Source organism: Streptomyces sp. NPDC000983 (assembly GCF_040299205.1).
GTDB lineage: Bacteria > Actinomycetota > Actinomycetes > Streptomycetales > Streptomycetaceae > Streptomyces.
Window position 1 is genome coordinate 215,909 of the sequence record NZ_JBEPBM010000011.1, and the last position, 22,600, is coordinate 238,508.

The following is a 22,600-nucleotide window of genomic DNA, read 5'->3' on the forward strand; positions in this document are numbered from 1 at the left end:
CCCGGAATTCTCCCGGTCCTGGCACAACCGTCGCCTTCTCGTTCCCGGACGGCCCCGCGCGTCGTACGCTCCCTGGCAGACGTACCCCCCGTGACGTAAAGGTGGCACAAAAGACATGGTCAGCAGCGAGTACGAGCGCAGGATCGCGGCCCGGTTCGCCACCTTCGACCAGGACGGCAACGGCTACATCGACCGTGCGGACTTCAACGCGGCGGCCAAGTCGCTGCTGGCGGAGTTCGGCACGACGGCCCGGTCCGACAAGGGCCAGGCGCTCTACATCGGCGCCGAGGCGTTCTGGCAGGGCATGGCGGGGATAGCGGACCGGGACGGCGACCAGCGCATCAGCCGGGACGAGTTCGTGGGCGGCGCGGTCAAGCGGCTGCGCGACAACCCCGACCGGTTCGCCGAGATCGCGCGGCCCTTCCTGCACGCCGCCCTCGCGGTCGCCGACGCGGACGGCGACGGGGCGGCCACCCTCGACGACACCGCGCGCGTGCTCTCGGCGCTCGGTGTGCCCGCCGAGGTGGCCCGCGCCGCGGCCGCCACGCTCGACGCCGACAGCGACGGCAGGGTGGAGGAGTCCGAGGTCGTGACCGCCTTCGCCCGCTATTTCACGGTCCCTGAGTAGGGCCTGCCGGGCCTGCCGGGCCTGTCGGGCTTCCTGAGCTTTCCGGGCTTTTCGAATAGCGCTCCCTGAGCTTGTACTTGAGCACCTTGCGCAGCGCGTCGTTGCGCGGAAGGGCGTCGACCACCTCCAGCCGCTCCGGCAGCTTGTGCGCCGACAGCCCTTCCGCGCGCAGCAGCTCCGTGATCTGCGCGAGGCTCAACTCCGGCGCGTCCGGCGGCTGTTCGACGACCGCGCACACCAACTCCCCGCGCTCGGCGTCCGGCAGCCCGATGACCGCGGCGTCCGCGACCGCCGGATGCCGGTGCAGCAGCTCCTCGATCTCCTTGGCCGAGATGTTCTCGCCCTTGCGGATGATCACGTCCTTCAGCCGTCCGGTGAGCACCAGATACCCGTCGCCGGTGAGATGCCCCAGGTCGCCGGTGCGCAGGAAGCCCTCCTCGTCGAAGGCGGCCGCGCTCTGCTCCGGGTCCAGATAGCCCCGGCACACCGCCTCCCCGCGCAGCCGGACCTCCCCGTCCACGATCCGGATCTCCATCCCCTCGGGCGGCCGTCCCTCGGTGGTGGCGAGCAGCTCGGGGTCGTCGTCCGGATCGCCCATCGTGATCATCGGCACCTCGGTCATGCCGTAGCCGTGGCACAGCCGCACCCCCAGCTCCCGGACCACGGCGTGGTGCAGCTCCGGCGGCTTGGGCGCCCCGCCGCCCGCCAGCAGCCGCAGGGTGGGGATCACCCTCGCGCCCGGACTCCTGCGCTGCTCGGCCAGGAACATCGAGTAGAACGCCGTCGAACCGCCCGCCGTCGTCACCCCGTGCCGCCGGTACTCCGCGAGCGCCTCCGGCAGCGCGAACTTCTCGAACAGCACCGCCGGGAAGCCGTACAGCAGCAGCATCACCAGGTAGTCCGGCCCGCCGATGTGGGCGTACGGGAAGGCGATCGAGCCGACGTCGGAGGATTCCGGGCGCAGGGCGTGGGCCAGGCAGGAGCCGCCCGCGATCAGCGAACGGTCCGTGTGCAGCACGCCCTTGGGATCCGAGGTGGTGCCCGAGGTCCAGTAGATCCAGCGCACCGAGGTGCCCTCGGCGGGCGGCGCGGGCAGGACCCGCGGATCGCCGTCCGGGAGCCGGTCGTACACCTCCAGGACGTTCTTCGCTCCGAGCCGCCGCGCCAGCGCGGTGTGGTCGTAGCCGCGCCAGGTGCCCGGTACGGCGAAGTACTCGGCTCGGGACTCGCGCAGCACGAAGCCGACCTCGCGCTCGCGGTGGAAGGGGATGACCGGCGACTGCACGGCGCCGAGCCGGGCCAGCGCGAAGGAGAGCACGACCGTCTCGATCCGGGTGGGCAGCTGCCAGGCGACGACCGTGCCGGGACGCACCCCGAGCCCGTACAGGCCGGCCGCCGCCCGCTCGGCGCGTGTCCGCAGCGCGCCGAAGCTCACCGCGCGGTCCTCCTGGAGGAGCAGCGGCCGGTCCGGGGTGAGCGAGGCGCGCAGATCGAGCAGGTCCCACAGGGTCCGGGCGGAACTCAGGTCGGGTGCGGTGTCGGTCACGGCGGCGGCCCCCTTTGCTGACGGTGTGTCAGATCGTGCGCAGAGCGTAGGGCGCCCCGCCTTGTCGGTCCAGAGGCGCGGGGCTAGCCTGAGCTGACGGATCGTCAGATCGGAGGCGCCGGATGGACCTCGCGTGCACGCCCGAGGAGGAGGAGTTCCGGGCCCGCCTGCGGCAGTGGCTCGGCGAGGTCCTGCCCGAGCTGCCGGACCCGCCCCCGCCCACCGACTGGCCCGCCCGCCGCGCCTACGACCTCGGCTGGCAGCGCATGCTCCACGACGCCGGGTACGCCCACGTCCACTGGGACGCCTCCCCGACCACCCGGCTGATCTACCTGGAGGAGACCGAACGCGCGGGCGCCCCCTACGTCGGCGCCAACTTCGTCGGACTCCTGCACGCCGGGCCCACCGTGGCCGCCGAGGGCACCCCCGCGCAGCGGGCCCGCTGGCTGCCGCCGATCCTGCGCGGCGAGGAGGTCTGGTGCCAGGGCTTCAGCGAACCCGGCGCCGGCTCCGACCTCGCCGCCCTGCGCACCCGCGCCCACCGCGACGGCGACGACTACGTGGTCACCGGATCCAAGATCTGGACCTCGCACGCCGAGGTCGCCGACTGGTGCGAACTGCTCGTCCGCACCGACCCGTCGGCCCCCCGGCACCGCGGCATCAGCTGGCTGGCGCTGCGCATGGACGCCCCCGGCGTCACCGTACGGCCGCTGCGCACCCTCGCCGGGTCCACCGAGTTCGCCGAGGTGTTCCTCGACGAGGTCCGGGTGCCGGCCGCCCACCGGGTCGGCGAGGAGAACGACGGCTGGCGCGTGACGATGGTGACGCTCTCCTTCGAGCGGGGCACGGCCTTCGCGGGCGAGGTGGTCGCCTGCCGCCGGGTGCTGCGCGAACTCGCCGCCGAGGCGCGCGCCAACGGCCGCTGGGACGATCCGGTGCTGCGCCGCGCGCTCGGGCGCCTGAACGCCGAGTTCCGGGCGCTGTGGCGGCTGACGCAGTGGAACGTGAGCGAGGCGGAGGCGGCCGGGAGCGGCGTACCGGGCGTCGGCGGCTCGGTCTTCAAACTGCGCTACTCGCACGCCCGTCAGCAGCTCTACGACACCGCCGCCGACGTCCTCGGACCCGACTGCCTCGACCTCGGCCGCCCCTGGACCCTCGACCGGCTGTCCTCGCTGTCGTACACCATTGCCGCCGGCACCTCGCAGATCCAGCGCAACATCGTGGCCGAGCGGATCCTCGGGCTGCCGAAAGGGCGGTGACCATGCGCTTTCGACCGACCGCGGAACAGCGGGCGTTGCGGGCCGGCATGCGGGAGCTGTTGGCGCGGCGCCCCGACGGCACGGCGGTGCCGGCCGGACCGGGACCGGACCGCGCGCTGTGGCGGGAGCTGGGCGGCGCCGGGTTCTTCGCGCTGCGGCTGCCCGAGGCGGACGGCGGGGTCGGGCTCGGGCTGCCGGAGGCGGCCCTGCTCTTCGAGGAGGCCGGACGGGCGCTGCTGCCGGGCCCGTTGATCCCGACCCACCTGGCGGCGGGCACCGTGCCGGGCGCGGCCACCGGGGACACCGTCGTGACGGCCGTGGACGGCGCCCTGGTGGAGTGGCTGGAGGGGGCGGACGTGGTGCTCGGGGACGCCGAAGGGGCCGTACCCCTGCGGTCGGTGGACCCCGCGACACCGCTGCACCGGGTGCCCGGCGCGGCGGGTCGCGGTTCGGCCGCACCGGTCGCGAGTGTGCTGTCCGCCGCCGAGCAGTTCGGTACCGCGAGTGTGCTGTCCGCCGCCGAACAGCTCGGCACCGCCGCCCGGGTGTGCGAGCTGGCCGTGCGCCACGCCCGGACCCGCGAGCAGTTCGGGCAGCCGGTCGGGGCCTTCCAGGCGGTCAAGCACCTGTGCGCCGACATGCTGGTGCGGGCGGAGACGGCCCGCGCCGCCGTGTACGCCGCCGCCGTGACCGCGGACCCCGCCGACATCGCCGCCGCCCGGCTGCTCGCCGACGAGGCGGCGGTGCGCGGCGCCCGTGACTGTCTCCAGGTCCACGGCGGGATGGGCTTCACCTGGGAGTGCGAGGTGCATCTGCATCTCAAGCGGGCGTGGGTGCGGGCGCGGCGTGGCGGAGGCGGGGCGCAGAGTGAGGAGTTGCTCGCCGCCGAACTGCTCGCCTGACCGCCCCAAGCGCCCCCGGCCTGCGGCTCCGCCGGTACCCAGGGCCCCGGTGTCGCGGATCGTGGCATACCGGAACTACGGAGCGTTGATATCGGGTTGTGTCCTACGTGTGACTCGTCACGTCCTGGAGTCGGTGTCCGGCTCCGGTACCTTGTGTGGGATGCGAGTGGTTCCGAGGACGAGCCATGCCGGAGTTGCCCTTGAGGCGGCTCCGGATCCGGCGATGCGTGCCGGTCATCGCAGGGCGGGCGCGGTTCTGGTCCCCGCCCGTTCGACTCCCCCGCAAGCGCGTCGCACAGTATCCCGCACGGGTACTCCTTCGCGCTGGAATATGCCCGAAGCGCTTGTTGGGGTGACTGTACGTCAACCATGCTTTCTCGTAAGGGACTCACGTTCTGTGACCCTGGCTCCGGCCGTTGTCCTGGTCATGCAAAAAATGGCTACGATCGTGGCCCTCGCGAGACGCGGGGCTATGTGTCCGCCGGTTCGGATGGTGTGAGCGGTGCAGGTGCTTCAAGTGCAGCTGGAGATCCGGCCCGACCCCGCTGAGGTGGGACGGGCGCGCCGGTGGGCCCGCTCCCGGCTCGCCGGTTCCGGGATAGGGGTCGACGACTCGCTCTCGGAGACCCTGATCCTGCTCGTCTCCGAACTGGTCACCAACGCCGTGGTCCACACCGGCTGTCCGGCCGTGCTGAGGCTGTTCCTGCCCGGCGTCCCGGCCGAGGCCGAGTCGGCCACCGTACGGCTGGAGGTGGTCGACGCCAGCGGCCGGGCCCCGGTGCCGCGTTGCGCGGGCGGCGGGGAGACCGGCGGCCGGGGGCTCGCCCTCGTCGACGGACTGGCCGACCGCTGGGGCTGGATGCCGGACGGGCCCGGCAAGCGGATCTGGTGCGAGCTGGACCGCTGTGCGGAGCGGCGCGAACCCGAGCCCGTGTACGGCGGCAGCAGCTTCGAGGGGCTGGCGTTCGAGGCGGTCTGAGGCCCTTCGCGGGGTGCGGGCGTCCGAGGCCCTTCCGGGGTCGGGTGTCTGAAGTCCCTTCCGGGGTGCCGTCGGCGCTTCGGCGCTCCGACTCCTCCTGTGCGTCGCGGTGCGATGCGCCGGGGTGTGCTTCACCGTGCGCCCGCCGCATTCGGGACGTAAGTGATGAATCGCCGAACGGGTGTTGACGACCCATGTCCGTTTGATCACGCTTGTGGTCGGCGATTCGCCGCGAGGGGACGGCGAGGGTTTCGGTGACGGGAGTCCTCGCCGAGTGCGGGTCGCGATCCGGCGCCGGCTCCCCCGGGGGTCGGGGCAGCCCGGGGGTGGGTGCGCCGGAGTCGGGTGGCGGTGCGCGCCGCCGTGCTCGGGGCGGACGATCGCGCACCGCCGGCCGCACTTCGGCAGGCCCGGGACGTACGGCTCACAGGACGGCGACCGGTGCCACCGGGGCGCCCGTCGCGCCGACGAACGGTTCCGGGGTCGCCGACAGGAGGAAGCTGTAACGGTTCTCTTGTCCACAGGCTGTGGACAACTCTTCGAGGTTCCAGTTCTGCCCCTGCGGCATCCCCATCTCCACCAGGTCCAGCGCGTGCACCGGCAGCCACAGGTCCTCGATCTCCGGCGGGAAGATCTCGAAGGTGAGGGTGTCGTTGGCCACCGCGGCGACATCACGGGCGTGGAACCACTCCGGCGTCCGGATCGACAGACCCGGCGAGGGATACCCGTACGCGTGCATGTCCCCGGCCAGGCAGAGCCCCATCTGACCGGTGCGCACGAGCACGATGTCGCCCGCCCGTACGCGCGTGCCCGCCAGTTCCTCGGCCGCCTCCAGGTCCTCCGGGGTGACGGCGTGCCCGCCGTCCAGCCGCTCCACGCCCCGCGCGCGGGCCACGTCGAGCAGCACCCCCCGCGAGACGACGTGCCGCGCCGTGGCCATCCCGGCGAACTCCGCGCCCCCGTGCGCGGTGACGGTGCCGGCCGGGCGGCCGTTGTAGAGGCGGCCCGAGTGCGAGACGTGCGGCAGCGCGTCCCAGTGGGTGGCCGCCTGAAGGCCCATCGTCACGGCGTCGTCGCTGCACGCCACCGTCCCCGGGCCGAAGATCTCCTGGTTGATCTGCACCATGACGTGCAGCGGGTTGACCCGCCCCGGGATCATCCCGGTCTGCACCCCGTCCTGGCGCAGCGGCAGCGCCAGCGGGACCCGGCGCCCGCTGCGGACCTCGGCGGCCGCGCCGCGGACGACGTCGTCGGTGATCAGGTTGAGGGTGCCCAGTTCGTCGTCGGCTCCCCAGCGGCCCCAGTTGTTCACGCGCTTGGCGATCTCGTGGAACGCGTCCGGCAGTGACATCGGTCCCTCCCCGGGGCTTGTCTCCTACGGTCCGACCGGTCATAAAATCTAACGGTCCGTCAGAAACCGCGGGAAGGGGCCGGGCGTGGGGAACTTCTTGGCAGGCAGGGTCGTCGCGGTGACCGGCGCCGGACGCGGCATCGGCCGGGCCGTGGCGCTGGCGGCGGCGGCCCACGGGGCGCGGGTCGTCGTCAACGACCACGGGGTCGCGGTGGACGGGGCCGCGCCGTCGAGCGAGGTCGCCGAGCGGGTCGTCAAGGAGATCGAGTCCGCCGGCGGAGAGGCGGTCGCGGTCGCCGACGACATCTCCGCCATGGCGGGCGGGCAACGGGTCGTGGACGTCGCCGTGTCCACGTACGGGCGGCTCGACGGGGTCGTGTGCGTGGCCGGGATCCTGCGCGAGCGGATGCTGTTCAACATGACCGAGGAGGAGTGGGATCCGGTGATCGCCACCCACCTCAAGGGGACGTTCACCGTCTTCCGCGCCGCCTCGGCGGTGATGCGCGAGCAGCGCTCCGGCACCCTGATCGGCTTCACCAGCGGCAACCACCAGGGCTCGTTCTCGCAGGCCAACTACAGTGCCGCCAAGGGCGGGATCATCTCGCTGACGCGCAGTGCCGCGCTGGCCCTCGCCAAGTACGGGGTGACCGCCAACGCGGTCGCGCCCGTCGCCCGTACGAGGATGTCGGCCAAGGTCCCCAACGGGCTGACGGAGATCGGGGAGCCCGAGGACGTGGCCGCCCTCGTCGTCTACCTGCTGTCGGACCGGGCCAGGGAGCAGGGCGTCACCGGGCAGGTCTACACGCTCGCCGGACCCAAACTGGCGGTCTGGGCCCAGCCCAGGGAGCTGCGCGCCGCCTACGCCGAGGGCCCCTGGACCCCGGAACGCATCGCGGAGTTCCTGCCCGGCACGGTCGGCACCGACCCGATGCCGCTGCTCCGGCCGCCGAACGCCTCGTAGGGGAGGGGCCGTGGACTTCGGATTCAGCGCCGCGGACGACGAGTTCCGCGCGGAGGCCCGGCAGTGGCTCGCCGGGCACGTCGAGCCCGGCCGGGACCGCCGGTCCTGGGAACGCGCCCTGGGCGCGGCCGGCTGGATCGGCCTGTCCTGGGGCGCGACCGGCTACGGCAACCGGGCCGCCACCCTCACCCAGCAGGTCGTCTGGGCCGAGGAGTACGCCCGCTCCGGGGCGCCCCCGCGCTCCGGGCACATCGGCGAGAAGCTCCTCGCCCCCACCCTGCTCGCCCACGGCACCGAGGAGCAGAAGGACCGCTTCCTGCCCCCGGTCGCCGCCGGCCGGGAGCTGTGGTGCCAGGGGTACAGCGAACCCGGTGCCGGCTCCGACCTGGCCGCCGTACGGACCGCCGCCGTACGCGACACCTCCGGTGGCCACCGCGTCACCGGGCAGAAGATCTGGACGTCCCTCGCGCACGAGGCGGACTGGTGTTTCGTGCTCGCCCGCACCGAGCCGGGCTCACGGCGCCACCACGGCCTGAGCTTCCTGCTGGTGCCGATGGACCAGCCCGGCCGGATCGAGGTGCGGCCCATCCGCCAGCTGACCGGCACCGGCGACTTCAACGAGGTCTTCTTCGACGGCGCCCGCGCCGAGCACGTCGTGGGCGGCGAGGGCGACGGCTGGCGGGTCGCGATGAGCCTGCTCGGCTTCGAGCGGGGCGTGTCCACGCTCGCCCAGCAGATCGGCTTCGCCGAGGAGTTGGGCCTGGTCATGCGGGCGGCGGTCAAGAGCGGCGCCGTGACGGACCCGGTGCTGCGCGAGCGGCTCGTACGCCTGTGGGCGGAGCTGCGCACGATGCGCTGGAACGCCCTGCGCACCCTGGGCGGTTCAGAGGACGCCGGGGCGCCCAGCGTGGCCAAGCTGCTGTGGGGCGGATGGCACCAGCGGCTGGGGGAGCTGGCGGTCCAGGTCCGCGGCGCCGGGGCGGCCGTGGGACCGGCCGACTGGACGGCCGGCGCGCCCTACGCACTCGACCCGCTCCAGCACCTGTTCCTCTTCTCCCGGGCCGACACCGTCTACGGCGGCTCGGACCAGATCCAGCGCACGATCATCGCCGAGCGGGTGCTCGGTCTGCCCAGGGAGCCCAAGGGGGGCGTCTGATGCGCGCAGTGCTGTTCGACGGGAAGCGGGCCGAGGTCGTCGACGACCTGGAGGTGCGCGAGCCGGGGCCGGGCGAGGTACGGGTCGCGATCGCGGCGGCGGGCCTGTGCCACAGCGACCTGTCCGTGGTGGACGGGACCATCCCGTTCCCCGTCCCGGTGGTCCTCGGCCACGAGGGCGCCGGGGTCGTGGAGTCCGTGGGCGCGGGCGTCACCCATGTCGCGCCCGGCGACCACGTCGCCCTGTCCACCCTCGCCAACTGCGGTACGTGCGCGGAGTGCGACCGGGGCCGGCCGACCATGTGCCGGCAGGCGATCGGACGCCCGGGCCGCCCCTTCCACCGGGACGGCGGCCCGGTGTACCAGTTCGCCGCCAACTCCGCCTTCGCCGAGCAGACGGTGGTCAAGGCGGTGCAGGCGGTCCGCATCCCCGAGGAACTGCCGCTGACGTCGGCCGCGTTGATCGGGTGCGGGGTGCTGACCGGAGTGGGCGCCGTGCTCAACCGGGCCCGGGTGGACCGCGGGGACAGCGTGGTGGTGATCGGGGCCGGCGGCATCGGGCTCAACGTCATCCAGGGCGCGCGGATCGCGGGCGCCCTGCGGATCGTCGCCGTCGACGCCAACCCGGCGAAGGAGGAGGCCGCCCGCCGCTTCGGCGCCACCGACTTCCTCACCTCCACCGACGGCGTACACGAGCTCCTGCCCACCGGAGCGGACCACGCCTTCGAATGCGTGGGGCGCGTGGAGCTGATCCGCGCGGCCGTCGACCTCCTCGACCGGCACGGCCAGGCGATCCTCCTCGGCGTACCGGCGGCCACCGCCGAGGCGTCCTTCCGCGTCTCCACCCTCTACCTGGACAAGTCCATCCTCGGCTGCCGCTACGGCTCCGCCCGCCCCCAACGGGACATCGCCCTCTACGCCGCCCTCTACCGCTCCGGCCACCTCCTCCTCGACGAACTGGTCACCCGCACCTACCCGGTCGAGGACTTCGAGAAGGCGACGGCGGACGCGGGGGCGGGGCGGGTGGCTCGGGCGGTGCTCACCTTCTGAACGGCCCTGTTCCACCGCTCGGTTAGGGTGCCGCCATGACGACCCTGGACCGAGACGGAGTGATCACGCCGCGTCTGCGGCTGCGGGACGTCCTGCTGCGCGGCTCGCTCGTCGGGCTCTGCGCCGCCGTGCTGCTGCCCGTCGTCGGTCTGCTGTTCGTCGGCGACCACCACGACCGGGAGGAGGGCTTCGGGGTGTTCGGCGCTCTCGTGCTGTTCCTCGGCGCGGGCTTCCTGCTCCTCGGACTGCTCTTCTGGCTGCTGTCCCGCGCCGACATCCGGCGCCTGCGTGACTGGGGGACGATCACCACCCAGTCCGCCTCGATCACCCTCGTCGGCCCCGCCTTCGTGCGGGTCGGCCTGTTCGGCCTGATCCTGGGCCTCGCCGGTGTCGCCTTCTCCGTCCTGGTCGGGCAGGCGTCCTACGGCAGCTGGATCCACGGCGACTGACGGGCCGCGGCCACTCGCACCTCCCCGCCCTCCCCCACGCCCTGCGCACCCTCGGCGCGGAACGTCCGCCGGTACGCCGTGGGGGTCACCCCGAGGGCCGTCTGCAGGTGCTGGCGCATCGACTGGGCCGTGCCGAAGCCCGCGGCGCGGGCCACCTGGTCGACGGAGAGGGTGGTGGACTCCAGGAGGTGGCGGGCGCGTTCCACGCGTTGTTGGGTGAGCCACTGGCCGGGGCTGATGCCGGACTCCTCGCGGAAGCGGCGGGTGAAGGTGCGTACCGACATGGACTCCTGTGCCGCCATGTCCCGCAGTTGGATCGGCTCGTGGAGGCGGCCGAGTGCCCAGGCGCGGGCGCCGGTCGTCGACGACTGCTGCGGGTCGGGCACCGGGCGGTGGATGTACTGGGCCTGGCCGCCGTCGCGGTGCGGGGGGACGACCGTGCGGCGGGCGATCTCGTTGGCCACGGCGGTGCCGTGGTCGCGGCGGACCATGTGCAGGCACAGGTCGATGCCGGCGGCGACCCCCGCCGAGGTCAGGACGTCGCCGTCGTCGATGAAGAGCACGTCCGGGTCGACGTCGATCTCCGGGAAGAGGCGCTGGAGATGGTCCGTCTCCGCCCAGTGGGTGGTGGCCCGGCGGCCGTCGAGGTGGCCGGCCGCGGCGAGGACGAACACACCGGTGCAGATCGAGGCGAGCCGGGTGCCGGGGCGGATGTGGGCCAGCGCGGCGGCCAGTTCGGGGGTGAGCACGCCCTGCTCGAAGACCGGGCCCAGCTCGTAGGAGGCGGGGACGATCACGGTGTCGGCGGTGGCGAGCAGCTCGGGGCCGTGCTCGACCATGACGTCGAAGTCGGCGTCCGTGGCGACCGGGCCGGGCGGCCGGACCGAGCAGGTCAGCACCTCGTACAGCGGGCGGCCCGCGCGGTCCTTGGGGCGGCCGAAGATCCGGTGCGGGATGCCCAGCTCGAAGGGGAGCAGGCCGTCGAGGGCGAGGACCACGACGCGGTGCGGACGGTGCGCGGGCGGCTCCGGGTCACTGGGCATGGCCCGATCCTAGCGAATGCTGTCCTTCAGGCCAGTCGATGCGGAGAACACCGGGAGGCGATCCTCTATGTCGTGACCCAGACAACCGAGGCCGCGCCCGCGGCGGACAGCCCGGACAGCCCGGACAGCCCGGACACCCGGGCCCGCCGCAGGCGCCGTATCCACCGCGCGTGGTTCGTCGCCGCCGTGACCTTCGTGACGATCATCGGCGCCGCCGCCTTCCGCTCCCTGCCCGGGCTGCTCATCGACCCGCTGCACCAGGAGTTCGGCTGGTCGCGCGGCACCATCGCCTCCGCGGTCTCCGTCAACCTCGCCCTCTACGGGCTGACCGCGCCGTTCGCCGCCGCACTGATGGACCGCTTCGGCATCCGCAAGGTCGTCGCGGTCGCGCTGACCGTGATCGCGATCGGCTCCGGGCTCACCTACTGGATGACCGCGGCCTGGCAGCTGCTGCTGTGCTGGGGGCTGCTGGTGGGCCTCGGCAGCGGCTCGATGGCGCTGGCCTTCGCCGCCACCGTCACCAACCGCTGGTTCACCGAGCGGCGCGGCCTGGTCACCGGCATCCTCACCGCCGCCTCCGCCTCCGGCCAGCTGATCTTCCTGCCGCTGCTGTCCTGGATGGTCGACGAGCACGACTGGCGCCCGGCCGCCGTCACCGTGGCCCTCGCCGCCCTCGCGGTCGTCCCCTTCGTCTGGCTGCTGCTGCGCGACCACCCCGCCGACGTGGGCCTGAAGCCGTACGGCGCCAAGGAGTTCGTGCCGAAGCCGCCTCCCGCGACGGGCGCCGCGCGCCGGGCCGTGCGGGTCCTGCTCGACGCGGCCCGCACCGGCCCCTTCTGGCTGCTCGCCGGGACCTTCGCGATCTGCGGCGCCTCCACCAACGGCCTGGTCCAGACCCACTTCGTGCCCGCCGCCCACGACCACCACATGCCGGTGCAGGCCGCCGCCTCCCTGCTCGCGGTCATCGGCGTGTTCGACGTCGTCGGCACGATCGCCTCCGGCTGGTTCACCGACCGCTACGAGGCGCGCCGGCTGCTCGCCGTGTACTACGCGCTGCGCGGGATCTCGCTGCTGTTCCTGCCGATGCTGCTCGCACCGGAGGTCCGCCCGCCGATGGTCTTCTTCATCGTCTTCTACGGCCTCGACTGGGTCGCCACCGTGCCGCCCACGGTCGCCCTGTGCCGGGAGCACTACGGCGAGGACAGCGCGATCGTCTTCGGCTGGGTCCTCGCCTCCCACCAGGTGGGCGCCGCGCTGGTGGCCTTCCTCGGCGGGGTCGCCCGGGACGCCTTCGGCTCCTACGACGTCGTCTGGTACGGCTCCGGGGCGCTGTGCGCGGCGGCCGCGCTCATGGCCCTGGTCATCCGGCGCCGCCCGGCCGCGGCGCCGGCCCCGGCCCCCGCCTGAGCGGGACCGCTCAGGCGGACTGGCTCGGACGGACCCGCTCAGGCCGGCTTGCGCATGCGGCGTACGGCGAGGACGAGCAGCGCGCCCAGTGCCGCCGCCGAGGCCGCCGCGCCCGCGAGGAGCGGGGCGCCGTCGGAGCCGGTGCTCGCGAGGCTGCCGCCGGTCGTGGACGAGCCCGTGGTGCCGGTCGAGCCGGACGTGCCCGTGCCGCCCGCCGACTGGCCGTCGGGGTCGTTGCCGCCGTCACCGGGGGCGCTGGGGGAGGCGGTGGGGCCGGACGGGCTGGGGCTGGGCTCGGGCTCGTAGTCGGTGGGGATCGCGACGCGGATCACGGCCGTGTTGTTGGCGAGGTCGCCGTCGTAGGCCGGGGTGATGTCGTAGACGGAACTCGCCTTCACCTTGCCCTCGGTGGTCTTGGCGTCCTCGTCGATGTCCAGCATGAACGTGTAGGTGTGGGACTCGCCGACGTCGAGGGTGCCGTCCTCGGGCCAGCAGACGTAGCGGGGCCTGCCCGGCACGGGCGGGCCGCTGGGGCCGTCGACGTTGAACGGCGAGCACTCGTCGGGGACCTCGGCGGCCCTCGTGCCCGGCGGGATCGTCACCAGCAGTCCGGGCAGGTCGTCGCTGACCTGGTTCTGGATCCAGCCGGGGCCGTCGTTGCGCAGGCTCACGTTGATCGACTGCCGGTCGCCGGCCAACGCCTCCGTGTCGTCGCCGACCGCGACCAGGTCGGCCGAGCTGTCGGCGGTCAGGGTCAGCCGCCGGTTGGCGTCGTCGAATCCCTCGCCGGGCGCCTCGCCGGTGCGGCCGGTGCCGTACTCGACCGCCTCCATCAGGGCGTTCGGCAGGGCCTTGAAACGCACCGGGGTGGTGAGCGTGGCGCCGGGTTCGAGGACCGTGTCCAGCTCGCACAGGGCCTGTCGGACCTGGTCGCCGACGGTCGAGTAGACACAGCCCTCGACCTGCTCGGGGAAGTCCAGGCCGCGGGTGAGCCGGACCCGGAAGGTGACGCCGTCCGCGGGGGCCGTACCGCTGTTGGTGACGGTGACCGGCCGGTCGTACACCTCGCCGGGCGCGGGCGAGGCGGCCGGCAGTGTCGACACCGTCAGTTCGGGCGCGGTCTCCTCCGCGTGCGCCGCCGGGGCGAGCGCCGTGGGGACGGCGGCGACGATCGCGGCGGCGGCCACGGCGGCCGACGAGCGGCTCAGGAGCTGACGCACGGTGGGTCTCCTCGGTGCGGCGGGCGGGCGGACAGGGCCCGGCGGCGGCTCGCCGCCCGGACATGTCCTGGACATCCGGAGCACCCCGAAGGTTGTACGGCGGTGCGCGGCGCGTCAGAGGAACCGGCCGCGGTGGAAGAGCAGCGGCGCCCCGTCCTCCGCCTCGGCCGTCCCGAGCGCGTCCACCCTGCCCACCACGATGAGGTGGTCGCCGCCGGTGTGGACGGCGTGGACCGCGCAGTCCACCCAGGCCAGGGCGCCGGACAGGCGCGGGGAGCCGGAGACCGGCGCCGCGTCGTGGGCGACCGAGGCGAACTTGTCGCCGCCGCTGACCGCGAAGCCGCGGCACAGCTCGCCCTGGTGCGCGGCGAGGACGTTGACGCAGAAGACGCCGGCGCGGGCGATGCGCGGCCAGGTCGTCGACGTACGGCCCACCATGAACGCGACCAGGGGCGGGTCGAGGGAGAGGGCGGAGAAGGACTGGCAGGCGAATCCGGCGGGGGAGGTCTCCCCGTCGGCGGCCGGCGCGGTCACCACGGTCACGCCGGTCGCGAACGCCCCCAGCACGCGCCGGAACTCCGCCTGGCCCACCGGCGCCCGTTCGTCCTCGCCGACGCACCGCAACCGTGGCCGCGGCGGCTCCTCCGCGCGCGGCGCGTCGACCGAACCGAGGTAGCGGACGGCGGCTGCGGCCATCCCTGCGTGTCCCATCACACCGTCATTGAAACTGACGGATCGTCAGATGTGAAGGGGTGTGCGAAGGCGCCGGGAACAGGTGCGTACGCTGCGCGCATGAGCGAGACAGGGGGCGGTCCGGCGCGTACGGCGGAGCTGTACGCGGCCGCCGCCGTGGCCGCCGGGCAGCTCCCCGTGGTCTGGCTGCTGTGGTGGCTCGGGGAGCTGTCCGGCGACAGCTACGGCCAGGGGATCAACTCGCTCGGTCTGGTCTGCGTGGCGGTCTTCGTACCGCTGGTGCTGCCCGTCGTCGGGCTCCTCCAGGCGCTGGCCCAGCCGTTGCCTGCCGCGCTGCTCGCCTCCCGCGTGCCGGGGCCGCGTCGGGCCTGGCACGCGGCCCTCTCCGCGCTGACCGGTGTCGCCTGGGCAGGACTGGCCACCGCGCTGTGGGGCTGGTCCTTCCCCCACACCGCGGCCCTGTTCGCGGCCCTCGGCGTCCTCCCCGCCCTCGCCATGGGCCGGCCGCGCCGGGGCTTCCGGGGCGTCTGGTTCCGCGCGGGAACCGTCTCGCTCGCCCTGTTCCTGCTGGTCGGAGCGGGCGGCGCCCTCGCCACGGCCGTCGGTCTGATCAAGGAGTACGAGCCTCCCGTGCTCTCCGCCGCCCAGGTCGCCGGGGTCTGGCGGGGCGCGGACGGCGCGCTCCTGCGGCTGGACCCGGACGGTACGGCCGAGCTGGAGCGGACGCCCACCGAGTCCGGCGCCGGCCTCCGGAAGCCCTGGGTCAGGTGCGACGGCGGCGGCACCTGGACCCTGGAGCGGGCGAACCGGGACCCGGACCAGACCCGGGACGGGGTCGCGCTGCACCCGTCCGGCGACTGCGGCCGGGACACGTACTGGGTGATCGGCGGGACGGAGAGCGACCCGGAACTGTTCGTCCTGTTCGGCGATCCGGACGCGGGCGAGCTGTGGATCCTGGAGCGGTAGCCCCACCCCCCGTTCCTCGACGACGTCTCAGCGCCCCAGATAGCCCGGGCTTCTGCGCTCCGCGAAGCTCGCCACTCCCTCCTGGGCGTCCCGGGTCGTCATGTTGATCTCCTGGGCCGCCGCCTCCGCCGCGAAAGCCGTGGCGCGGTCGCTGTCGAGGGAGGCGTTGACGAGCTGTTTCGTCAGCGCGAGGGCGCGGGTCGGACCGGCGGCCAGCCGCTCGGCCCACTCCCGGGCCGTCCTGGCCAGCTCCGCGTCCGGGACCACCCGGTTCACCAGCCCGAGGCGTTCGGCGTCCGCGGCGCTCAGCGCGTCGCCGAAGAACATCAGCTCCTTGGCCCGCTGCGGCCCCACCAGCCGCGGCAGCAGATACGCGCCGCCGCCGTCCGGGACCAGGCCCCGGCGGACGAACACCTCGATGAACCGGGCCGATTCGGCGGCCAGCACCAGATCACAGGCGAACGCCAGATGGGCGCCGAGGCCGGCAGCCGTGCCGTTCACGGCGGCGATCACCGGCTTCTCGCAGTCCAGGACGGCACCGACCAGACGCTGCGCGCCCAGGCGCAGCACCCGGGCGACGTCGCCGGGGACACGCTCCCCGGCCGTGGAGCCGCCCCGCAGGTCCGCGCCGGCGCAGAACCCCCGGCCGGTCCCGGTGAGCACGACGGCCCGCACCTCCGGATCGGCGGACGCCCCGTCGAGCAGCTCGATGACGCGGTCGCGCTGCGCGGGGGTGAGGGCGTTGAGCGCCTCGGGCCGGTCGAGGGTGATCCGGCAGACCTGGCCCTCGACGCCGTGCCGCACCCACTCCTCGACGCTGCCGCCGGACGGACCGGGCCGCCGGACCACTCCGGGGACCTTCTCGGTCCCGCCCCTCTCAGTGGCAGGGGTCTTCTCGGTCCCGCCCCTCTCAGTGGCAGGTGTCCTCTCGGTCCCGCCCATCTCAGCGGCACACCGCGAGCGCGTCCAGCGCCACCGCGCCCTGCCCCCGCTCCAGCACCATCAGCGGGTTGATGTCCAGCTCCGCCAGGTCGTCCCCGAGCTCCAGCGCCATGCGCTGCACCCGTAGTACCACCTCCACGAGCGCGTCGACGTCTGCCGGCGGCCGCCCCCGGACCCCCTCCAGGAGGGCCCGCCCGCGCAGCTCGCCGAGCATGTCCCGGGCCTGTTCCTCCCCGAACGGCGGGACCCGTACGGCGGTGTCGCGCAGCACCTCGACCAGCACCCCGCCGAGCCCCACCGTCACGGTCGGCCCGAACAGCTCGTCGTGGGTGACGCCGACGACCATCTCCACGCCCCGCTCGACCATCTGGCAGACCAGGACACCGTCCAGGCGCACGTCCTCGTAGCGGGCGATGTCCGTCAGCTCCCGGTAGGCGTCCCGGACCTGGCTGGCCGAGGTGAGGCCGACCTTGACCAGCCCCAGCTCGGTCTTGTGCGCGATCCGCGCGCCGGACGCCTTCATCACCACCGGGTAGCCGACCAGGCCCGCCGCCCGGACGGCGGCCGCCGCGCTGGTCACCAGCTGCTCGCGCGGTACGCGGATGCCGTACGCCCGCAGCAGTTGCTTCGCCGCGTGCTCGCTCAGCTGCCTGCCCGGGCTCATCAGGGCGCGCGTCTTGCGGAACGAGGGCGAGGGGGTGCGCGGGGCGTGGTCGAACGGGGAGCGGTAGCCGGAGACGAACCGGTGGTGGTCGAGGTGGGCGCGGACGGCGGTGATGCAGTTGGCGACCGTGCGGAAGGTGGCCACCCGGGAGGAGCCGAGCAGGACCTCGCGGTAGGCGGGTTCGGTGCCGACCGGCGACCCCCACACCACGCACACCAGTTTGTCGGTGTGCTCGGCCGCGTCGACCAGGTCCCGCACCAGCCGGTCGCTGAGCGGTGGGAAGGGCCCGGTGACCGGGCAGACGAGGACGCCCACCTCGGGGTCGGCGAGCAGCGCGTCGATGATCTTGCGGCCGCGTTCGTCGCCGACCGGGTGGCCGCCGTTGTCGACCGGGTTGGCCACGCTCAGGTACCCGGGTATCCACTGGTGCAGCTCGGCCTGCCGGGCCGCGGACAGCACCGGGAGCCGCAGCCCCGCCTCGGTCGCCAGGTCCGCGAAGTGCGCGCCCGTGCCGCCCGAGATGGAGTAGACGGCGACGCCGTCGGCGCGCGGCGGCCGGGCCCGGGCCAGCAGGGTCGCGGTGTCCTGGAGTTCGTCCAGGCCGTCGACGCGGATCACCCCGTACTGCCGCATCGCCGCGTCGACCACCGCGTCCGCGCCGGTCAGCTTGCCGGTGTGGGAGGCGGCCGTGCGGGCGCCGGTCTCGGTGCGGCCCACCTTGACCGCGACGACCGGGACCCCGCGCCGGGCCGCCCGGTCCGCGGCGAGCAGGAAGGAGCGGCCGTCCTTCAGACCCTCCACGTAGCAGGCGATGGCGCCGACCTCGGGGCGCTCGGCGAACCAGGAGATGAAGTCGGCGGTCTCCAGGTCGGCCTCGTTGCCGGTGGGCGCCCAGTGGGAGAGGCGGACACCGAGTTCCTGGAGGGCGAAGACCGGCCGGCCCTGGTGCCCGGACTGGGTGATCAGGGCGATGGCCGGGCCGTCGAGGTCGGTGCGGAACTCCTCGAAGGCGTTGAGGTTGGTGTTGGGGCCCAGCAGCCGTATCCCGGCCCGCTCGGCCGCGGCGGCGAGCCGCTTCTGCGCGGCGGCGCCGCCCTCGCCGGTCTCGGCGAACCCGGAGGCGAAGACGACCGCGAACCGCACCTTCGCCTCGGCCAGTTCCCCGATCACGGCGAGGGGATCGGCGACCAGCAGCACGGCGAGGTCGACCTGCTCGGGCAGGTCGGCGACCGACGGCGAGCAGGGCACGCCGAAGACGGACGGGCGGGTGGGGTGCACGGGGTGGAGGCGGGCGCCGACCCGCTCGGCCCACGCCAGCAGCTGCCGGGTGATACCGGTGTTGGGCCGGCCCTCGGCGTCCGAGGCGCCGATCACGGCGAGCGACTCGGGTCGGAAGAGGCGGTCCAGATCGGGGACGGCCGCGTAGAGGGGCCGGCCGCTGACGTCGAGGTCGTCGGGCTCGGCCGGGCGGCCGTGGACGGCGGGGCCGGGCTGTTCGCCGCAGGCGATGACCCGGGCCCGGCGGGAGTCGGTGGTGAGGGTGCCGTGGGTTGATCCAAGCATCGGTCCGCCCGCTCCTGTGAGACAGCGATTAACTGACGCAGTGTCAGATTACTGAACTGACACTCCGTCAGGAACGGCTGTGCAGGCAAAGTTGAAGGAGCGGACGACTTCCGAAGGCGGTTTCCCAGGTGGTTCGAAGGCGGTTTCTCAGGTGACGGGCAGCCGGGACACCCGGTCGCCGCCCCGCCTGGCCACGGCCTTCGCTATCTTCTCCGCGTCCATGGCCAGTTCCCGGAGCATGCCGCTGATGGGGTTGGTGAAGCCGGTGAAGTACAGGCCCGGGGCCCCTGCGGGGGTGCGGGCACCGTGCACCACCGGCCTGCCGTCGGCGCCGAGCACGTCGAGATGGCCGACCAGCCCCTCCAGGCCGCGGACGTACCCGGTGGCGGCGACGACGGCGTCCGCCTCGGTGCGGGTGCCGTCGGCGAGCGTGATCTTGCCGTCCTCGAAGCCGTCCACGGCGGCCACGATCTCGACCCGGCCGGTGCGGACGGCCTCGATCAGGCCGACGTCCTGCACCGGTACGGCGCCCTCCTTGACCCTGCTGTACAGGCCGGTGTCGGGCCGGGGCAGCCCCTGGGGCGCCAGGTCGGGCACGCTCAGCCGGGCCATCGGGCGGGCGACCCGGTCCACCAGGCCCACCGGCAGCCTGCGGCACAGCACCCCCGAGTACTGCGCGGCCCAGCCGGCCGTGGAGCGCCGCACGATGTGCGGGGCCGTGCGCACCGACAGCCGCACCCGGGAGGCGCCGCCCTCGACCAGGTCGACGGCGATCTCGGCGCCGGTGTTGCCGACCCCGACGACCAGGACGTCCTGGCCGGCGAAGGGCTCCGGGTTGCGGTAGGCCGAGGCGTGCAGGAACGTGCCCGGGTAGCTCTCGCGGCCGGGCCAGTCGGGCAGCCGGGGGGTGTGGTTGTAGCCGGTGGCGACGACCACCGCGGCGCCGGTCAGCTCACGGCCGCCGGTGGCGTGCAGCAGCCAGCCGCCGTCGGGATCACGGTCGATCCGCGAGACCTCGACACCGGTGACGATCTCCAGCTCGTGGTGCTCGGCGTACTTCTCCAGGTAGCGCACCACGTCGTCCCGGGAGACCCACCGCCCGAACCGGCGGGGCATCGCCAGGCCCGGCAGCGCCGACAGCCGGCGGGTGGTGTGCAGGTGCAGCCGGTCGTAGTGGCCGCGCCAGGAGGTGCCCACCCGGTCGGACTTCTCCAGCACGACGGCACGGATGCCCCGGGCGCGCAGGGTGTGCGCGACGGCGAGCCCGCCGGGGCCGCCTCCGACGACGTACACCGGGCGGTCCGTGGTGGTTGGTGCGAGCGCGGGGGAATCGTCCATAGCGCGAGCGTAATCACGCACCCCGTTGTTGGGTCTCGGTCAAGACCGGAATTGGTTGCGGATTGATCACGCCTGGAGGAGGACGGGGTGGGACCGGTGGCGTACCCGGCCTGGTTGTGGGGGTTGCGCGGACGGGCCCGGCGCCGGGGGTTCAGTCGTCGGCCGCGACCAGCAGGGTCAGGGTGGCCGCCGGGCGGTCGACCAGGACCAGTTCGTGGAAGTCGGTCTGGACGCGCCCCCAGTCGTGCTGGGCCTCCTCGGGCAGCGGGCCGAGGAGATAGGTGCTGGTGGCGTTGGTGAGCGGGGTGTGCACCTGCTCCTGCATCCGCTGGGTGAGCGCCTTCGGCACCGGCCCGTGCTGGCCGGCCCAGGCGCGGATCACGGCGCTGGCGCCCGCCGCGTCGACGGCCCGGTACGCGTCCGGGGTGATCCGGTCGAGCCACCACGGGCCGTGCCGGGGCCAGTCCTGGACGCCGGAGCCGTCGTAGGTGTCGCGGAACTGCGGGTGCGCGATCAGGGCGGCGAGCAGGGCGCGGTCCGCGGGCGCGGGGGAGTGCAGGCGGAAGCGCTTGATGTCGATCCAGCGGTAGCCGTGGGCGGAGGACTCGGCGAACTTGTAGTCGCGGAAGTTGATGAACGGACTGTCCAGATGGGCGAGGACGCGCGGCGCGGCTTCCATGCCGGACATCGTAAAACCTTACGGACATATCGCCCTTACGGCGCCACGGCGGTACGGCGTCACAGTGGGCCCGGTGTGGAGTGGCCTCGCTGTCGAATGGCCCGCCGCCGCAGAGGCCCGCCACCGCGGTCGCCCCCCGTGGCCTCGTGACCGCCCTCTTCCGGGGCCCCCGTATCTGACGTACCGTCAGATCCATGGACACGATCTGGCTCAGCGGCGCCGAATGGCTGGCCGTGCTCCGCATAGGTCTCGGCCTGTGGTGGCTGGAGAGCTGGCGGCACAAGGACAAGCGGACCTGGTTCGAGGGCGGCGGCATCACCTGGGCCGCGGACGTGGCCGCCAAGCACCGCTGGACCGCCGTGCGCTCCGGCTTCGACGTGGTCGTCGCACCCCGGCCGCGGACCATGGCGTACGTCGTCGCCTACGCGGAACTCGCCCTCGGGCTCGGCCTGGTCGTGGGGTTCCTGACGCCCGTCGCCCTCGTCGCCGGGCTGCTGCTGAACGCCGTCTACTTCACGCTGATGATCCACGACTGGGCGGAACAGGGCCAGAACTCGATGATGGCGCTGATCTCGGTCGTCGCCCTGTTCGGGATGGGCTGGCAGACCTGGTCGCTGGACTCCGCGCTGGGGCTCTTCTGATGGCCGGGGCCCGCTTCGACCTCCCCGAGCCCGACGCCTTCACCCGCCCCTACTGGGAGGCGGCGGCCCAGGGGCGGCTGCTGATCCGCCGGTGCCGGGCGTGCGGCCGGGCCCACCACTACCCGCGCGAGTTCTGCCCGCACTGCTGGAGCGAGGACGTCGGCTGGGAGACCGCGAGCGGCCGGGCCGCGCTCTACACCTGGTCGGTCGTGCACCGCAACGACCTGCCGCCCTTCGGTGAACGCGTCCCCTACGTCGCCGCCGTGGTCGACCTCGCCGAGGGGCCCCGGATGATGACCGAGATCGTGGAGTGGACGGAGCCGGAGGGCGAGGCGCCGCTGCGCGCCGGGATGGAACTGCGTGCCGGGTTCCGGGACGGGGTGCCGGTGTTCCGCCCCCGAAAACGCATCCGGCCCACACAGGGGTGAGCGACCGGTTTCAATGGCTCCATGAGCCTCGCCGGTCAGCACTCCACACCGTCCTCCCGTCCCGGCCCGCGCTTCCCGGAGCTGTGGCTGCGCTCCTGGGACCCGGAGTCCGAGGCGGACGCCGAGGCGTGGCTGCGCGGCCGGACGGACCCCGAGTTCCGGCGCTGGAACACCCCGGTGCGGTCCACGGCGAGCCTCGACGACGCACGGGAGGACCTCCACGCCCTCGCCCACAACGCGGCCGAGGGCACCGCGGCACCGTTCTGCATCGCCGACGGGGCGACCGGGCTCGCGCTCGGACACGTCGGCGTCAACGTCGTCAACCGCGCGATGAACACCGCCCGCGTCGGCTACTGGGTCCTCCCCGAGGCCCGCGGCCACCACGTCGCCACCCGCGCGCTGGCCCTCGCCGCCCGCTGCGCCTTCACCGACCTGAGCCTGTACCGCATCGAACTCGACCACGCGGTGGGCCACGACTCCTCCTGCCACATAGCCGAGCGCTGCGGATTCACCCTTGAGGGCACTCTGCGGGGCGCGATGTGGGAGGCCGGCCGGCGCGACGCGTACCGGGACATGCACCTCCACGCCCGCCTCGCCGACGACCCCGAGCCCGTTTAGGGCCCTTCTGACGGATCTCCGCGGCCCTAGGGCGTGTTTCGAAAGTCCCGCCTGCCCCGCGGCGTCTGGCACGCACGCTCGCGGCGTTGCCGAAACGCCCGAATAGCTCCGCTATTAG

Annotated in this window: 22 protein-coding genes; 13 read left to right on the forward strand and 9 right to left on the reverse strand. The window is 73.7% G+C overall.

Annotated features, from left to right (window positions below; all coding sequences use genetic code 11):
• Positions 1–115: 115 nt before the first annotated feature.
• Positions 116–628 carry an EF-hand domain-containing protein gene (locus tag ABT296_RS15775; RefSeq protein ID WP_351927438.1) on the forward strand — a complete coding sequence of 171 codons (513 nt, stop codon included), beginning with the start codon at positions 116–118 and terminating at the stop codon, positions 626–628.
• Here ABT296_RS15775 and ABT296_RS15780 read toward each other — a convergent pair.
• Positions 612–2,174: a class I adenylate-forming enzyme family protein gene (locus ABT296_RS15780; protein ID WP_351927440.1), complete on the reverse strand. Its 1,563-nt coding sequence runs from the start codon at positions 2,172–2,174 to the stop codon at positions 612–614. The genes ABT296_RS15775 and ABT296_RS15780 overlap by 17 nt on opposite strands.
• A gap of 122 nt (positions 2,175–2,296) precedes the next feature.
• Here ABT296_RS15780 and ABT296_RS15785 point away from each other — a divergent pair, with 122 nt between their 5' ends.
• The 3 genes from ABT296_RS15785 to ABT296_RS15795 all read left to right on the forward strand — a co-directional run bounded on the left by ABT296_RS15785 (position 2,297) and on the right by ABT296_RS15795 (position 5,314).
• Positions 2,297–3,433 (forward strand): acyl-CoA dehydrogenase family protein, encoded by a 1,137-nt coding sequence (locus ABT296_RS15785; RefSeq protein ID WP_351927442.1) that lies wholly within the window; start codon positions 2,297–2,299, stop codon positions 3,431–3,433.
• A 2-nt stretch (positions 3,434–3,435) separates the two neighbouring features.
• Positions 3,436–4,335: an acyl-CoA dehydrogenase family protein gene (locus ABT296_RS15790; RefSeq protein ID WP_351927444.1), complete on the forward strand. Its 900-nt coding sequence runs from the start codon at positions 3,436–3,438 to the stop codon at positions 4,333–4,335.
• Positions 4,336–4,837: 502 nt separating this feature from the next.
• Positions 4,838–5,314, forward strand: a complete 477-nt coding sequence (locus tag ABT296_RS15795; RefSeq protein WP_351927446.1) for an ATP-binding protein — start codon at positions 4,838–4,840, stop codon at positions 5,312–5,314.
• Positions 5,315–5,738: 424 nt separating this feature from the next.
• On the opposite strand, the gene ABT296_RS15800 is transcribed toward ABT296_RS15795, so the two are convergent.
• On the reverse strand, positions 5,739–6,665 hold the full coding sequence (locus tag ABT296_RS15800) for a cyclase family protein (RefSeq protein ID WP_351927448.1): 927 nt from the start codon (positions 6,663–6,665) through the stop codon (positions 5,739–5,741).
• 85 nt (positions 6,666–6,750) lie between these two features.
• Here ABT296_RS15800 and ABT296_RS15805 point away from each other — a divergent pair, with 85 nt between their 5' ends.
• Genes ABT296_RS15805 through ABT296_RS15820 form a run of 4 tightly spaced genes read left to right on the forward strand, consistent with a single transcriptional unit; the run spans position 6,751 to position 10,280 of the window.
• On the forward strand, positions 6,751–7,626 hold the full coding sequence (locus ABT296_RS15805; RefSeq protein WP_351927450.1) for an SDR family NAD(P)-dependent oxidoreductase: 876 nt from the start codon (positions 6,751–6,753) through the stop codon (positions 7,624–7,626).
• A 10-nt stretch (positions 7,627–7,636) separates the two neighbouring features.
• Positions 7,637–8,782, forward strand: coding sequence for an acyl-CoA dehydrogenase family protein (locus tag ABT296_RS15810; RefSeq protein ID WP_351927452.1), 1,146 nt, complete (start codon positions 7,637–7,639; stop codon positions 8,780–8,782).
• Positions 8,782–9,831 (forward strand): Zn-dependent alcohol dehydrogenase, encoded by a 1,050-nt coding sequence (locus tag ABT296_RS15815; protein WP_351927454.1) that lies wholly within the window; start codon positions 8,782–8,784, stop codon positions 9,829–9,831. Before ABT296_RS15810 ends, ABT296_RS15815 begins: the two co-directional genes overlap by 1 nt.
• Positions 9,832–9,866: 35 nt before the next feature.
• Entirely contained in the window at positions 9,867–10,280 is a 414-nt protein-coding gene (locus tag ABT296_RS15820) for a DUF6336 family protein (RefSeq protein WP_351927456.1), read from the forward strand.
• Here ABT296_RS15820 and ABT296_RS15825 read toward each other — a convergent pair.
• Positions 10,253–11,323, reverse strand: coding sequence for a GlxA family transcriptional regulator (locus ABT296_RS15825; protein ID WP_351927458.1), 1,071 nt, complete (start codon positions 11,321–11,323; stop codon positions 10,253–10,255). The two genes, ABT296_RS15820 and ABT296_RS15825, sit on opposite strands and share 28 nt — an antisense overlap.
• Positions 11,324–11,395: 72 nt before the next feature.
• Here ABT296_RS15825 and ABT296_RS15830 point away from each other — a divergent pair, with 72 nt between their 5' ends.
• Positions 11,396–12,730, forward strand: a complete 1,335-nt coding sequence (locus ABT296_RS15830) for an MFS transporter (protein WP_351927459.1) — start codon at positions 11,396–11,398, stop codon at positions 12,728–12,730.
• 38 nt (positions 12,731–12,768) lie between these two features.
• Here the strand turns inward: ABT296_RS15830 and ABT296_RS15835 are convergent, their stop codons facing one another.
• Complete coding sequence (locus ABT296_RS15835) at positions 12,769–13,950, reverse strand: COG1361 family protein (protein ID WP_351927461.1); 1,182 nt, start codon at positions 13,948–13,950, stop codon at positions 12,769–12,771.
• Between the two features lie 114 nt (positions 13,951–14,064).
• A complete protein-coding gene (locus ABT296_RS15840) occupies positions 14,065–14,661 on the reverse strand; it encodes a flavin reductase family protein (protein ID WP_351927463.1) in 597 nt (198 codons plus the stop codon).
• 81 nt (positions 14,662–14,742) lie between these two features.
• On the opposite strand from ABT296_RS15840, the gene ABT296_RS15845 reads away from it, so the two are divergent.
• Positions 14,743–15,609: a hypothetical protein gene (locus ABT296_RS15845; protein WP_351927465.1), complete on the forward strand. Its 867-nt coding sequence runs from the start codon at positions 14,743–14,745 to the stop codon at positions 15,607–15,609.
• A gap of 27 nt (positions 15,610–15,636) precedes the next feature.
• On the opposite strand, the gene ABT296_RS15850 is transcribed toward ABT296_RS15845, so the two are convergent.
• The 4 genes from ABT296_RS15850 to ABT296_RS15865 form a co-directional block, all read right to left on the reverse strand.
• The gene (locus ABT296_RS15850) at positions 15,637–16,458 is read right to left on the reverse strand and encodes an enoyl-CoA hydratase/isomerase family protein (protein WP_502977253.1); all 822 of its coding nucleotides are present in this window, start codon (positions 16,456–16,458) and stop codon (positions 15,637–15,639) included.
• Positions 16,459–16,552: 94 nt separating this feature from the next.
• Positions 16,553–18,778, reverse strand: coding sequence for an acetate--CoA ligase family protein (locus tag ABT296_RS15855; protein ID WP_351927467.1), 2,226 nt, complete (start codon positions 18,776–18,778; stop codon positions 16,553–16,555).
• Between the two features lie 147 nt (positions 18,779–18,925).
• The gene (locus ABT296_RS15860; protein WP_351927470.1) at positions 18,926–20,116 is read right to left on the reverse strand and encodes a flavin-containing monooxygenase; all 1,191 of its coding nucleotides are present in this window, start codon (positions 20,114–20,116) and stop codon (positions 18,926–18,928) included.
• 151 nt (positions 20,117–20,267) lie between these two features.
• Entirely contained in the window at positions 20,268–20,795 is a 528-nt protein-coding gene (locus tag ABT296_RS15865; RefSeq protein WP_351927472.1) for a hypothetical protein, read from the reverse strand.
• Between the two features lie 194 nt (positions 20,796–20,989).
• Here ABT296_RS15865 and ABT296_RS15870 point away from each other — a divergent pair, with 194 nt between their 5' ends.
• Genes ABT296_RS15870 through ABT296_RS15880 form a run of 3 tightly spaced genes read left to right on the forward strand, consistent with a single transcriptional unit; the run spans position 20,990 to position 22,482 of the window.
• The gene (locus tag ABT296_RS15870; RefSeq protein ID WP_351927474.1) at positions 20,990–21,436 is read left to right on the forward strand and encodes a DoxX family protein; all 447 of its coding nucleotides are present in this window, start codon (positions 20,990–20,992) and stop codon (positions 21,434–21,436) included.
• Entirely contained in the window at positions 21,436–21,864 is a 429-nt protein-coding gene (locus tag ABT296_RS15875; protein ID WP_351927476.1) for a Zn-ribbon domain-containing OB-fold protein, read from the forward strand. The genes ABT296_RS15870 and ABT296_RS15875 overlap by 1 nt, the downstream gene beginning before the upstream one ends.
• Positions 21,865–21,885: 21 nt before the next feature.
• Complete coding sequence (locus ABT296_RS15880; protein ID WP_351927478.1) at positions 21,886–22,482, forward strand: GNAT family N-acetyltransferase; 597 nt, start codon at positions 21,886–21,888, stop codon at positions 22,480–22,482.
• Positions 22,483–22,600 lie beyond the last annotated feature (118 nt).